Here is a 13,223-nt window from a genome sequence, read left to right as displayed (position 1 = left end):
CACATTTTTTGTACAACCAACATGCCTGTATGGCTCACAAATATGACAGTGGCGTGAATTTTGCGCATTGACGGCAGTTATGATTCGCGGTATTGCTTAACTGTGATTGCACATTTAGTAATCACTGTTTTCTTTTCCACCAGAAACCAGTATGAGGGAAACGAGGCATGAAGAGACAAAAACGAGATCGCCTGGAACGGGCACATCAACGTGGTTATCAGGCCGGCATCGCCGGACGCTCAAAAGAAATGTGTCCCTATCAGACGCTGAATCAAAGGTCACAATGGCTGGGAGGCTGGCGAGAAGCCATGGCGGACAGGGTAGTAATGGCCTGATTCTGTCTCTTTAAAAAGAAACCTCCGCAATGCGGAGGTTTCGCCTTTAATATGTAGCCTGATTTAAATCAGAATGCAGAAGTATCCTGGAACAGACCGACTTTCAGGTCGCTGGCGGTATAGATTAGACGACCATCTACCAGCACTTCGCCGTCTGCCAGACCCATGATCAAGCGACGGTTAACAATGCGTTTAAAGTGAATACGGTAGGTCACTTTTTTCGCGGTAGGTAGAACCTGACCAGTGAACTTCACTTCGCCTACACCCAGTGCGCGGCCTTTACCTTCGCCGCCCAGCCAGCCAAGGTAGAACCCTACCAGCTGCCACATCGCATCCAGACCCAGACATCCCGGCATTACCGGATCGCCGATGAAGTGGCAGCCGAAGAACCATAGGTCTGGATTGATATCCAGTTCTGCTTCGACATAGCCTTTGTCGAAGTTACCGCCAGTCTCGGTCATTTTGACCACTCGATCCATCATCAGCATGTTTGGTGCTGGCAATTGCGGGCCTTTAGCGCCAAACAGTTCTCCGCGACCAGAGGCAAGAAGGTCTTCTTTTGTATAGGATTCGCGTTTATCTACCATGTTCTCTGTAAGCCTTATTTTAGTGAAGCACGCAGGATAGCTAACACGTGTACGCTGAACAAGTCCGATCAGTTCGGAATAAACCAGTTCAGCCAACGTAATGGCCATGGAAAACGGTGACGTCCTTCCTGTTGCGATGCTTGCGCAATACGTTCCTGGATAGTTTGCATCAGCGTTGTCTGGCCTTCGCCATCCCACACAAGATTTAATAATAACGGCAGTGCGTCAGTCACATCGTCTACTGCCCAGATGGTGAATTTGCCTTCCTCTACCGCTTTCACAAGTTCACTGTGAAGACTTAAATGGCGAACGTTAGAGGTAGGGATAATGACACCTTGTTTCCCCGTTAACTCACGTTGCTGGCAAATCGCAAAGAAGCCTTCGATTTTCTCATTCAAACCACCGACCGGTTGGGCGCGACCGAACTGATCGACTGAACCCGTAATAGCGATACTCTGATTCACCGGCACATCGGCAAGGGCGCTTATCAGGGCGCAGAGTTCAGCCATCGAGGCACTATCGCCGTCCACTTCACTGTATGACTGCTCAAAAGTTAGCGATGCTGAGAAAGGGATCTGTTGCTCAAGCTGAAGCTCCGACATCAGGAACGCCTGCATGATCATCATCCCTTTAGCGTGTATATTGCCGCCAAGCTCGGCTTTGCGTTCGATATCGGTAAACTCGCCATCACCTATATGCACAACGCAGCTAATGCGAGAAGGTTCGCCAAAAGCGCGCGGATGGCCCGGAAATTCGATGACCGAAAGGGCGTTAATTTGCCCGATGCGTTCGCCTTCGGTTTCAATCAGGATCTGCTCCTGAAGGATCTCATCCTGCATCCGTTCGGCGAGGAAACCTTCGCGCCATTCACGCTGCTGTAGCATTAAGTTTAGCTGCTCGCCGGAGAAGGTATCGCCATCGCACAAGGAAGCGACTTCTTTACACTGGCGGAGGATCCACTGCGGGCTAAGCGGCAGCGTTTCTTGTTCACCGGTGTAGCGGACGGCTTCGCGGATAAGTACCGGCCAGGCATCAGTTCCCGGCGCAGGCAAGTGGTTATGTCTGGCGGTGAATGTCACCCAGCGACACCACTGGCTTACTGACTCGGCGTCGATAATCTGAAGGGTATCTTCAAATTCACTATAAATAGCCTGCTCAGAGAGTTCTGGCTCCATCTCCTGGAAATCGGCCAATGATTCGCGTTCGCCGACCAGAACGACTTTCAGCTTCAGTGGCATTGCAGGAACGGAGACAGGGAGAGGACGCGACTCATCAAACGCTACCCAGTCAAAATATTCGCGGTTAACGATATTTTTCAGCCGCATCCACAGCAGAGGTTGCGCCAGCAGAGTACGCAAAGAGATGATGAGAATACCGCCATTTGCCTGATGCACCAGGCCTGGCTGCAAGGTAATGTCGCCATTAAACTGGCGCAGGCAGCCAAAGAGTTGTTCTGCTTCTACCCAGTCGGCAGCGACAACCTGCGTTAAAGTCGCAAAATTATCATCTGCGCTAACTGCGTTACGTAAGCGAATGGTGTGGCCGGAAATCTCATAATGACCGCCCACCAGTTGGCCTGCATCGCTTTGTAGCGCACGTGCGGCATCGGCAATAAGATTCAGATACTCAGACTCATTCGGGGCCTTTGCCAGCATAAAAGAGGAGGATGCTCGCGTATGCAGTAGCTGTTCCAGCGCAAATTGCAGTCGCGGTTGAGTATCACTGAATAAAGGATCGTTTTCGTCAATCAAATGTGGCTGTGCAAATACTTCCTGATAGCTTTCGGTATCAGGCACTAAGTCACGCCATGCAAGTTTCGTAATGGTCAAAGTTGATGTTTTTTAGTCTGTTGTCAAAGATGCGATTATACCGTAACCGGCACTTCAGCACACGTGGAAAGCGATGACAAAAGACCTGTCGTGCGCGCGAAAGCTCACAGGATGGAGATTCTTTTCATCACACAGTTAAAAAACTGATATTCTGTAAAGAGTTACACGGTAACATTGAGATCGCTATGAAATATCAACAACTTGAAAATCTGGAAAGCGGTTGGAAATGGAAGTATCTGGTGAAGAAACACCGTGAAGGGGAGTTAATTACCCGTTACGTAGAAGCCAGTGCCGCCCAGGAAGCCGTTGACGTGTTGCTATCGCTGGAAAATGAACCCGTGCTGGTAAATGGCTGGATTGACAAGCATATGAATCCCGAGCTGGTCAATCGCATGAAGCAGACAATTCGGGCCAGACGGAAACGCCATTTTAATGCGGAACATCAGTACACGCGTAAGAAATCAATCGATCTGGAATTTATTGTCTGGCAACGGCTGGCAGGTCTTGCACAGCGGCGCGGTAAAACACTTTCCGAAACGATTGTCCAGCTGATTGAAGATGCGGAAAACAAAGAGAAATATGCAAATAAAATGTCTTCTTTGAAGCAGGATTTGCAGGCCTTACTGGGTAAGGAATAACTTGCCAGGGTTATTTACTTTACTGAAGACGAAAAAAAACCCCGCATGAAGCGGGGTTTTTTACCAGACGAGAACTTAAGCCTGCGGCTGAGTTACAACGTCTTTGATGCCTTTAACTTCGATCTCTACGCGACGATCCGGAGCCAGGCAGTCAATCAGTGCAGCGCGTTGTTTCACGTTGTCACAGGTGTTGCCGGTAACCGGGTTGGATTCGCCCATACCACGTGCGGAGATCTTGTCAGACGGGATACCTTTAGAGATCAGGTAATCAACGACGGACTGAGCACGACGCTCGGACAGACCCTGGTTGTAAGCATCAGAACCGATGCGGTCAGTGTAACCCAGAACAACTACGGAACCGTCTTTCGGATCCAGGTTGCTCAGCTGGCTGTACAGCTGATCCAGAGCAGCCTGACCTTCCGGTTTCAGGGTTGCTTTGTTGAAGTTGAACAGAACGTCAGACTTCAGAGTGAAGTGCTTGGTCTGTACTTCTGGAGCCGGAGCCGGAGCCGGAGCAACTACCGGAGCTGCTTCGCCCTGACCGAAACGGTAGGAAACACCCAGGCTCAGCAGACCGTTGTCCGGACGAGTACCGATGGTGTGTGCGTCACCGATGTTGTTGGTCCACTGGTATTCCAGACGGGTAGCGATTTCAGGAGTGATCGCGTACTCAACACCACCTGCGAATACCGGGGAAACGCCGGTGTCGTGGTCTTTAAAGGATGCGCCACCAGGTACGTTAGCCTTGGTGTCTGCACGCCATACCATACCACCCAGACGAGTGTAGATGTCCAGATCGTCAGTGATTGGGTAACCCAGTTTAGCGGTCAGCTGAACGCCCTGAGCTTTGTATGCGCCATTGATGTTGTCGCCTTTGTACGGCATACGACCTAACCAGTCGTAACCCATTTCAAAGCCAACATACGGGTTAACCTGGTAACCACCAAAAGCACCTGCACCCAGTTGGTTTTCGTGGGTCGGACCATTGTTAGGAATGAAACCAGTGTCATGGTACTGGGACCAGCCCAGTTTAGCACCAGTGTACCAGGTGTTATCTTTCGGAGCGGCCTGCGCTACGGTAGCGAAACCAGCCAGTGCCACTGCAATCGCGATAGCTGTCTTTTTCATTTTTTGCGCCTCGTTATCATCCAAAATACGCCATGAATATCTCCAACGAGATAACACGGTTAAATCCTTCACCGGGGATCTGCTCAATATTAACTCTACCGATATCTTCGGCTTATGCCGAGCACCCCTGGCGATGTAAAGTCTACAACGTAGTTGAAAACTTACAAGTGTGAACTCCGTCAGGCATATGAAAAAAAAGATTTGTATAAGGCGCGTTTAACCTTTTTTGTTAACGACACTTTACAGCATAAAATCGCGGAAACCGCTTCAGACAAGCCTCCGCAGGGAAAGTTAGCCATGAGTGAAATCGTCAGACGGGCGATAAAAAAAGTTCCAGGATTAATCCTAAATTTACTTAATGATACAAATTAGAGTGAATCTTTACCCCGGAAAGTTGTCTCGTGGCGTGAGAGGATGTGCTCACTGGACGCATAATAAACCCCATTGCGTTACCTTCATTAGCGGCATCCACAAGCTCTGCATGTTCTTCTTCTGTCAGATCATCTGTTAACCAACCGATCACCACGCTGTAATTTCCCGTGCGTAAAGCGCGAACCATTGATTCCACTGTATGGCAAGGGGAAAGCTGGTTTATCTGCATCACTTTCGTTAAAGGTAGTCCAGCGGCCTGAACCCATTCACGACTCAGTTTTTGTTTTGGTGTTAACCATAGTTGCCAACGTGATTGCTGGCCGAGTTGCTGCAACAATGGCAAAAGCAGCAGTTGCGTCATCATGGGCTGATCTTCGCGATAGACAACTTCACTAATTAGCCCGGCTGTTGTGTTTTCCGTGGAGACACGCGCAATTTTGTTTGCTGCGGATGAGAACAACGAAGAACGATGTGCATAGCCTGAAGTGTACATAATCAATCCAGCCCTGTGAGTTACTGTATGAATATACAGTACATCCGGTGGCAACAAAGATCAACCCTAATTTCGGAAAGAGCCTCGCAAATTTTGTCGTTGGTGACCTGAAAACTTAAATTAATCTTGCCCCTTGATAATAAGTTGCCTATTTTCGTATTTAACGGATCCGTTAATGTGAATCATTCTTTTATATTATGATTTTAAAAGGAATTTTATGAAAAGCCTCTCTTATAAGCGGATCTATAAGTCACAAGAATACCTGGCTACGCTGGGCACTATTGAATACCGATCATTGTTTGGTAGTTACAGTCTGACCGTTGATGACACGGTATTTGCAATGGTTTCTGATGGCGAGTTGTATCTTCGGGCTTGTGAACAAAGTGCACAATACTGTGTAAAACATCCGCCAGTATGGCTGACATATAAAAAGTGTGGGCGGTTTGTTACCCTCAATTACTACCGGGTCGATGAAAGCCTATGGCGAAATCAACAAAAGCTGGTGCGCCTGTCGAAATATTCTCTGGACGCTGCGCTTAAAGAGAAAAGTACGCGCAATATCCGGCAACGGCTGAAAGATTTACCCAATATGTCTTACCATCTTGAGGCTATTCTTGGGGAAGTGGGGATTAAGGATGTACGGGCGTTACGTATTCTTGGGGCGAAAATGTGTTGGTTGCGACTGCGGCAACAGAACAGTCTGGTGACAGAAAAAATCTTATTTATGCTTGAAGGCGCAATTCTCGGTATTCATGAAGCTGCGCTCCCGGTGGCACGCCGCCAGGAGCTTGCAGAATGGGCAGATTCAATTACGCCGAAACAGGAGTTTCCTGCGGAACTTGAGTAATTCTGCGCTGCAGACGACCAATTTCTGGTAGTAATGCAATCAATAATCCGACTTGCTGTACAACCAGAGGTTCTTTGCTGTCTGCCCGTGGTTCAAGTTGCTGCATCTGTTGTTTCAGGTCAGCTAATGCCTGATTGACGCGTTCTTCATCGGCTGGTTGATGATGTAGCGCGTCATCCACATAGCAGACTGCGTCATCAAGAAACGCCAGAATTTCAGGGTTAGTTAACTGCTCACGGTGTGCGCCGAGGGCAGAAATGTAACTGGTAAACGTATGGTTAAGGCACAGTAACCGGAACGCGTCCTCGCGAATTTGCGGTGTGACATTCGGTTCGCTGGACATATTCGACACCACCGACGCCAGCTCTGCATCACGATTGTGCGCATCGCGACGAGCAATACGATATGCCAGACGGTTATCGCGCCCCTGGTGGTATTGTTCGAGAATAGCATCGAGATAACGGCAGTTAGCATCGGTTGCGCGCTCAAGCATTCGGGGCAGATTACGAAACCGCCAGTCTGGCCAGATGTAACTTACCGCAGCCCATGCAATGGCACATCCGATCAGCGTATCGATTACGCGAGGCAATGCCACTTCAAAACCTTCACCCAGCAAGTTAAAGCACAGTAGCACCAGAAGCGTAATGAACATTGTTGCATGAGCGTATTGCACGTTACGGAAGGCAAAAAAGAGAACACCGGTAATGACCAGCAGCACCAGTTGCCCTTCCAGTGACGGCACAAACCACAGCACAGGAATGCCAATCGCAATACCCACCAGCGTACCAATAATCCTTAACTTCAGGCGGTGGCGCGTGGCGTTATAGTTTGGCTGGCAGACAAATAAACTTGTCAGCAAGATCCAATACCCGTGATGCATCCCGGTTATCTGAATGATGGCGTAGCCGAAGCACAAGACCAGTGACATTCTTACCGCATGACGGAAGAGGGCGGATTCCGGCGTGAAGTGACGGCTAAGACGCAGCCAGATATCGCTCAACCCGTGCGGGCTGTCATCTGCGAGTTCATTTTCGTCATTATTATGGGGCAGCGCCTGAGCCTGTTCTGATTCAATTGTTGCCAGTTGGGCATCAATGGCGCGTAAATTGTTCAGCAAAAATCCCAGTGTTTTGAGTAAATCGGCGGGTGCGCCGTTATCGCGCATTCGCTCCAGCGCAGCATCAATATGCGTAAAAGCGCGATCAAAATGTGGATCGTGTTGATAAGGCTGACGCAGCAAAATACAGCGTGACAGTTGCTGGCAGGCCTGTCCCTGCATTGACATCAGTCGCTGGAAACGGAACAGCACGTCACTGTGGCGAAAATGTTCCCGCAACGTTTGATACTGAATATGGGAAGAGCTGGCACGCTCGTGGATATCCTGCGCCACAAAGTAGTAATGCAATGTGCGACGTGTTCCCCGCTGACCACGATCGCCGCGTAAGCGAGTCAGCAACGAGAGTTTCGTCTGATTCAGTGTCGCCATCAGTTGCCCGTTGGCGAGAGCCAAATCGTACAGCGGTGCCTGGCTTTCATACTCTATATCAGGATCGAACATGCGTGATTTCAGTTCCAGATAACGCGCCAGTTGTTCATAGCAACGCGCCAGATTGTCCTGCAATGGGCGGACAGGGAACAGTAGGTGACCGATAAGCGTCAGGACGTTGTACCAGACGGCACCGGCAAGCAGATACATCGGCTGCTGATACCAGTGCTCATACAGAGACGTTCCCAGCATGGTGTAGATAGCGATCAGCAACGCGCCAAAAGCGATTGTTGCATAGCGTTGACCCAGACCGCCGAGCAAAATGAAACCGCTGGTGGAGAGCGTTAAGCCAATGGCAAACAGCCAGGGCCAGGGAAACAGCAATTCTACCGAGGCCGAGGCGATAAAAAAGCAGAATAGCGTAATGATAAGGTTACGCAGACGCCCAGCCAGTCGGTCGTCGAGATCGGTCAGCGCCGCTGCCACCATCCCCAGGGTCAGCGGAATCGTCAGTTTTACATCACCCAGCCACCACGGAAATGCAGTAGTACCACAAAGCGCAATAAAAATACGCGCGTAATACAGCCAGGCGCTGTTCCAGGTATAGCGTTTGAGCAAAGGACTTAGCATAAAAGCCATAATGTTAGATTATTCAAAACGACGTCGCGCATTGGCTTCACGCGCAGCACGAGCTGTTTCCACAGAAACTACGCGGCGACCGACCGGCCACAGTGCAATAGCGGCAATTTTAAAGTTTGCAATGCCAACTGGAATGCCAATGATGGAAATGCATTGTGCGATACCTGTCGCAATGTGCATCAGGCATAACCACCAGCCAAAGAAAATCAGCCAGAAAATATTCAGTACCGTACCGCCAGTATTCAGCAGCACATTTTTACCTGCCGGATTCAGTTCATCGACATGAATGGCCTCATTGCCATAAGGCACCAGAGACAGTTTGGTGATCTCCCAGCAGGATCGTGTCAGCGGTAAGGTAAAAATCAGCACAATACTGACCAGGGTCGCCAACAGCCAGCCCAGAGTGGTGGCAAATCCGCCAAGCACAAAGTTCAGAATGTTCAAAACGGTACGCATAAAACCTCGCTTTACTGTGGTTTTCAGTAATGGGCGGCAATTGTAACGTTTTTTTGGGCTGGAGCACGTTTTCTCTGACGGTTACACTGATAAGAAATAACATCGTGTGGATCTACAGAGTCATGGAACTGAAAGCGACAACTCTTGGCAAACGTCTGGCACAGCACCCTTACGATCGGGCGGTGATCCTCAATGCCGGGATAAAAGTCTCCGGCGATCGTCACGAATATCTCATTCCTTTCAATCAATTACTGGCGATTCACTGTAAACGCGGTCTGGTATGGGGTGAGCTGGAATTTGTACTTTCTGATGAAAAAGTCGTGCGTCTGCACGGCACCGAATGGGGTGAGACGCAGCGTTTTCACCGTCATCTTGATGCTCTCTGGCGGCGCTGGAGCGAAGAGATGAGCGAAATTGCGGCTGGTGTATTACAGCAGCAATTGGATCTTATTGCCGCGCGCACCAACGATAATAAATGGCTGACGCGGGAGCAAACTTCTGGCGTGCAGCAACAAATCCGCCAGGCTTTGTCGGCGTTGCCGTTGCCGGTCAATCGACTGGAAGAATTCGATAACTGCCGTGAGGCGTGGCGCAAATGTCAGGCCTGGTTGAAAGATATTGAAGGCGCTCGGTTGCAGCATAATCAGGCGTATACCGAAGCCATGCTTAACGAGTATGCGGATTTTTTCCGTCAGGTTGAATCTTCACCACTTAATCCGGCACAGGCTCGGGCAGTCGTTAATGGCGAACATTCCCTGTTAGTGCTGGCAGGCGCAGGAAGCGGTAAAACGTCGGTGCTGGTAGCGCGTGCAGGCTGGTTGCTGGCGCGTGGTGAAGCGTCCCCTGAGCAAATTTTATTGCTGGCGTTTGGTCGCAAAGCCGCTGAAGAGATGGACGAGCGTATTCGCGAACGGCTGCATACCGAAGACATTACCGCACGCACGTTTCATTCACTGGCGCTGCATATTATTCAGCAATGTAGCAAAAAAGTACCCACAGTCAGCAAACTGGAAAATGACACCGCTTCCCGGCATGAACTCTTTATTGCTGAGTGGCGCAAGCAATGCAGCGAGAAGAAAGCGCAGGCGAAGGGCTGGCGGCAATGGCTGACGGAAGAAATGCAGTGGTCAGTGCCAGAAGGTAACTTCTGGGATGATGAAAAATTACAGCGTCGTCTTGCCTCTCGCCTCGATCGCTGGGTAAGTCTGATGCGGATGCACGGCGGTGCACAGGCAGAAATGATTGCCAGCACGCCCGAAGAAATCCGTGATCTGTTCAGCAAACGAATCAAGTTAATGGCTCCGTTGCTGAAAGCCTGGAAAGGTGCGCTGAAAGCAGAAAACGCCGTCGATTTTTCTGGCCTTATTCATCAGGCGATTGCTCTCCTTGAGAAAGGTCGCTTTATCAGCCCGTGGAAACATATTCTGGTTGATGAGTTTCAGGATATCTCGCCGCAGCGCGCAGCGTTGTTAGCGGCATTACGCAAGCAAAACAGTCAGACGACGTTGTTTGCCGTTGGCGATGACTGGCAGGCGATTTATCGCTTCAGCGGTGCACAAATGTCGCTCACCACGGCTTTCCATGAAAACTTTGGTGACGGCGATCGCTGTGATTTAGACACGACTTACCGTTTTAACAGTCGTATCGGTGAGGTGGCTAATCGGTTTATTCAGCAGAACCCGAGCCAGTTGAAAAAGCCGCTAAATAGTTTAATCGCTGGCGATAAAAAGGCCGTCACGTTATTGGATGAGAGCCAGCTTGATGCGTTGCTGGATAAGCTCTCTGGTTACGCTAAACCGGAAGAGCGCATCCTGGTTCTGGCGCGTTACCACCACATGAAGCCCGCCAGCCTGGAAAAAGCGGCAACGCGCTGGCCGAAGTTGCAAATCGATTTTATGACTATTCATGCCAGCAAAGGGCAACAGGCGGATTACGTGATTATTGTTGGCTTGCAGGAGGGGAGTGATGGCTTCCCGGCCGTGGCACGTGAGTCGATTATGGAAGAGGCGCTACTGCCACCGGCCGAGGATTTCCCGGACGCCGAAGAACGACGGTTAATGTACGTTGCGTTGACCCGCGCACGACATCGGGTATGGGCGCTGTTCAACAAAAACAATCCTTCACCCTTTGTGGAAATATTGAAAAATCTGGATGTGCCGGTGGCGAGAAAACCGTAAGAAACAGGTGGCGTTTGCCACCTGTGCAATATTATTTCAGGCGATCCGCGAGATAACGCTGATAATCGGGGATCAGGATATCTACCGCGTCGTTGAAATGCGGCGACTGGATAATGAAATCAGCCGTTGCCACGTTGGTGGCGACCGGAATGTTCCACACCGTCGCCAGACGCAGCAACGCTTTCACATCAGGATCGTGCGGCACGGCATTTAGTGGATCCCAGAAGAAAATCAGCACATCAATTTTCCCTTCCGAAATCAATGCGCCCACCTGCTGGTCACCGCCCATTGGGCCGCTCAACATGGCGTTAACATTCATACCGGTAGCGCGGGAAATTAAGTTACCCGTGGTGCCCGTTGCATAAAGTTCGTGCTGTTCCAGTAATGGTTGATGCCGTTCCACCCAGCTCATGAGCATTTGTTTACAGTGATCGTGTGCCACCAGCGCAATATGTTTCCGCGCTGGTAAAGTGCGAGTCGTCAGTTCCATAATTTACATCCATAGTTAACTTTCCTACAGATTACTGTAAGCACTTATCGCTGCAAGATAAAGACCGAAAAAGCCTGCGCACAGGCACAAAAATCTCAGGAAGATGGTTGTTTTTCCGCCCATTGCAGGAAGTTATTGCGCGTTTGCGGATCTGCCAGTTTAAACCAATACTTCAGCCGTTGTTCAGTGAGCACCTGGGACTGTGGCGGAATAGCATCCAGTTCGGAAACACCAGAAAGCAGTGTACTGTCATCTGCCATCATGGTGGCAAATTGCGGTAGAGAAGCGCGTTTCGCGGATTTGTTATAACGCTCGACCTCGACTTCATAATCAATCGTTTTTGCGGTTGAAGTAATAGCCAGAATATCCAGCTTTACCGGAATCGGCGTCGCATCGCCATCTAACAATTCAAGGCGCGGCGTTGTGTCGAAATGATTGGCTTCCCGTTCATTCTCCAGGCGTGGCAGGCGAAAGTTCACCTGGCTAATGAGCTGGGTATTAAAACTCACCACCAGCGGCGGGGAGATATAAAGCCGTTCTTCACTACTGGAAAGATGGATAGTTTTCTCGACGCGAAACACTAACTGATGCGGTCCATTATCCAGTTCAATGCTGTCCGCACCGCGCAGCAAAGAGCTTGAAACCTTCTTGCCGTCGAGTACCAGAAGATCAATATCGCTGGACAGCCGTAGCGTGGTGGCAAAAACGGATACCGGCAAACATAATGCAATCAAGGTGGTCAAAATGCCGGTTTTCATAGATAGCTCCTGTCTAATGACCGCCTGAATAATAATGTATCAAAATTTTTCTTTAATCATACTTACTAACATATAGACATGTTTTCCGCTTTTGCTCTCATTCATTCGTATTAGCTGCATGGTTGGTATGTTGGGATTGTCGTACACTTTGATAAATAGTCTGGAGGAAATGATGAAAGAGACCGATATTGCAGCCATTTTAACGTCCACTCATACCATTGCGCTGGTAGGGGCAAGTGATAAACCCGACCGTCCAAGTTATCGCGTGATGAAATACTTGCTTGATCAGGGCTATCACGTCATCCCGGTCTCACCTAAAGTCGCCGGTAAAACGCTGCTGGGTCAGCAGGGCTACGGCACGTTGGCAGAAGTTCCGGAAAAAGTCGATATGGTCGATGTTTTCCGTAATTCAGAAGCCGCGTGGGGCGTGGCGCAGGAAGCTATCGCCATTGGGGCAAAAACCTTATGGATGCAGCTAGGAGTGATTAATGAGCAAGCGGCAGTACTGGCACGTGATGCCGGGTTACAGGTAGTTATGGATCGCTGTCCGGCAATTGAGATCCCTCGCCTGGGGCTGGCTAAATAAAAAATACCCGGAAGGTTTTTGCCTTCCGGGTATTTGTATGGGGATTAGTTACGCAGACGCGGCGCCTGGAGTTGTTTGCGGATGGTCTGCGCCAGCTCATCCATAGATGGCTGTTCAGGATGTTCATCCTGCAATTCGCTACTTAGCTGGGCTTCAGCCAGGTAGGTATGAACCGGTAGGCCGTTGTCATCCTCCATCACCACGTGATACCACGGAGCGGCGCGAAGCTCATCGTTCACCGCCAGCTCATCAGGCGACGGTTCAGAGAGCGAATAAACCGGGTCGATATCCACGACCACTCCGAGATAACCTAACAGGGAATGGCGGACCTGCTGGCCGATACCGAATTTGCTGGCAATCATAGTCACCTCCCGGGAAATCTTCACCTTTGATATAAGGGTA

The 13,223-nt window shown here is 49.9% G+C and carries 14 protein-coding genes; 5 read left to right on the top strand and 9 right to left on the bottom strand.

Annotated features, from left to right (window positions below):
• Positions 1 to 167: 167 nt before the first annotated feature.
• A complete protein-coding gene (gene rmf / locus C3D30_RS16835; protein ID WP_000828648.1) occupies positions 168 to 335 on the top strand; it encodes a ribosome modulation factor in 168 nt (55 codons plus the stop codon).
• 68 nt (positions 336 to 403) lie between these two features.
• Here rmf and fabA read toward each other — a convergent pair whose 3' ends face one another.
• A complete protein-coding gene (fabA, locus tag C3D30_RS16830; RefSeq protein WP_000227927.1) occupies positions 404 to 922 on the bottom strand; it encodes a bifunctional 3-hydroxydecanoyl-ACP dehydratase/trans-2-decenoyl-ACP isomerase in 519 nt (172 codons plus the stop codon).
• A gap of 68 nt (positions 923 to 990) precedes the next feature.
• Positions 991 to 2,751: an AAA family ATPase gene (locus C3D30_RS16825; RefSeq protein WP_105287153.1), complete on the bottom strand. Its 1,761-nt coding sequence runs from the start codon at positions 2,749 to 2,751 to the stop codon at positions 991 to 993.
• A gap of 185 nt (positions 2,752 to 2,936) precedes the next feature.
• Here C3D30_RS16825 and matP point away from each other — a divergent pair, with 185 nt between their 5' ends.
• Positions 2,937 to 3,389, top strand: coding sequence for a macrodomain Ter protein MatP (matP, locus tag C3D30_RS16820; RefSeq protein WP_000877169.1), 453 nt, complete (start codon positions 2,937 to 2,939; stop codon positions 3,387 to 3,389).
• A gap of 75 nt (positions 3,390 to 3,464) precedes the next feature.
• On the opposite strand, the gene ompA is transcribed toward matP, so the two are convergent.
• Together ompA and sulA are read right to left on the bottom strand one after the other, a co-directional pair.
• Positions 3,465 to 4,517 carry a porin OmpA gene (ompA, locus tag C3D30_RS16815; RefSeq protein WP_016158018.1) on the bottom strand — a complete coding sequence of 351 codons (1,053 nt, stop codon included), beginning with the start codon at positions 4,515 to 4,517 and terminating at the stop codon, positions 3,465 to 3,467.
• A gap of 355 nt (positions 4,518 to 4,872) precedes the next feature.
• Positions 4,873 to 5,382 (bottom strand): SOS-induced cell division inhibitor SulA, encoded by a 510-nt coding sequence (gene sulA, locus C3D30_RS16805; protein WP_000288696.1) that lies wholly within the window; start codon positions 5,380 to 5,382, stop codon positions 4,873 to 4,875.
• A 217-nt stretch (positions 5,383 to 5,599) separates the two neighbouring features.
• Here sulA and sxy point away from each other — a divergent pair, with 217 nt between their 5' ends.
• The gene (gene sxy / locus C3D30_RS16800) at positions 5,600 to 6,229 is read left to right on the top strand and encodes a CRP-S regulon transcriptional coactivator Sxy (RefSeq protein WP_000839140.1); all 630 of its coding nucleotides are present in this window, start codon (positions 5,600 to 5,602) and stop codon (positions 6,227 to 6,229) included.
• On the opposite strand, the gene yccS is transcribed toward sxy, so the two are convergent.
• Together yccS and C3D30_RS16790 are read right to left on the bottom strand one after the other, a co-directional pair.
• On the bottom strand, positions 6,192 to 8,354 hold the full coding sequence (gene yccS / locus C3D30_RS16795) for a YccS family putative transporter (RefSeq protein ID WP_123058532.1): 2,163 nt from the start codon (positions 8,352 to 8,354) through the stop codon (positions 6,192 to 6,194). The genes sxy and yccS overlap by 38 nt on opposite strands.
• Before the next feature lie 9 nt (positions 8,355 to 8,363).
• Positions 8,364 to 8,810 carry a YccF domain-containing protein gene (locus C3D30_RS16790; RefSeq protein WP_001261238.1) on the bottom strand — a complete coding sequence of 149 codons (447 nt, stop codon included), beginning with the start codon at positions 8,808 to 8,810 and terminating at the stop codon, positions 8,364 to 8,366.
• A 122-nt stretch (positions 8,811 to 8,932) separates the two neighbouring features.
• Here C3D30_RS16790 and helD point away from each other — a divergent pair, with 122 nt between their 5' ends.
• Positions 8,933 to 10,987 carry a DNA helicase IV gene (helD, locus tag C3D30_RS16785; RefSeq protein ID WP_105287152.1) on the top strand — a complete coding sequence of 685 codons (2,055 nt, stop codon included), beginning with the start codon at positions 8,933 to 8,935 and terminating at the stop codon, positions 10,985 to 10,987.
• Positions 10,988 to 11,018: 31 nt separating this feature from the next.
• Here helD and mgsA read toward each other — a convergent pair whose 3' ends face one another.
• Positions 11,019 to 11,477 (bottom strand): methylglyoxal synthase, encoded by a 459-nt coding sequence (gene mgsA / locus C3D30_RS16780; RefSeq protein WP_000424179.1) that lies wholly within the window; start codon positions 11,475 to 11,477, stop codon positions 11,019 to 11,021.
• A 95-nt stretch (positions 11,478 to 11,572) separates the two neighbouring features.
• Complete coding sequence (locus C3D30_RS16775; protein ID WP_000847775.1) at positions 11,573 to 12,235, bottom strand: DUF2057 family protein; 663 nt, start codon at positions 12,233 to 12,235, stop codon at positions 11,573 to 11,575.
• A 172-nt stretch (positions 12,236 to 12,407) separates the two neighbouring features.
• Between C3D30_RS16775 and C3D30_RS16770 the strand changes: the two genes are divergently transcribed.
• Positions 12,408 to 12,821 carry a CoA-binding protein gene (locus C3D30_RS16770; RefSeq protein WP_010348869.1) on the top strand — a complete coding sequence of 138 codons (414 nt, stop codon included), beginning with the start codon at positions 12,408 to 12,410 and terminating at the stop codon, positions 12,819 to 12,821.
• 44 nt (positions 12,822 to 12,865) lie between these two features.
• Here C3D30_RS16770 and hspQ read toward each other — a convergent pair whose 3' ends face one another.
• Entirely contained in the window at positions 12,866 to 13,183 is a 318-nt protein-coding gene (hspQ, locus tag C3D30_RS16765) for a heat shock protein HspQ (protein ID WP_001295356.1), read from the bottom strand.
• Positions 13,184 to 13,223 lie beyond the last annotated feature (40 nt).

It is taken from the genome of Escherichia sp. MOD1-EC5433, from assembly GCF_002966005.1.
In the GTDB taxonomy this organism is placed as follows: domain Bacteria; phylum Pseudomonadota; class Gammaproteobacteria; order Enterobacterales; family Enterobacteriaceae; genus Escherichia; species Escherichia ruysiae.
This window is presented reverse-complemented; position numbering and strand designations above follow the sequence as displayed.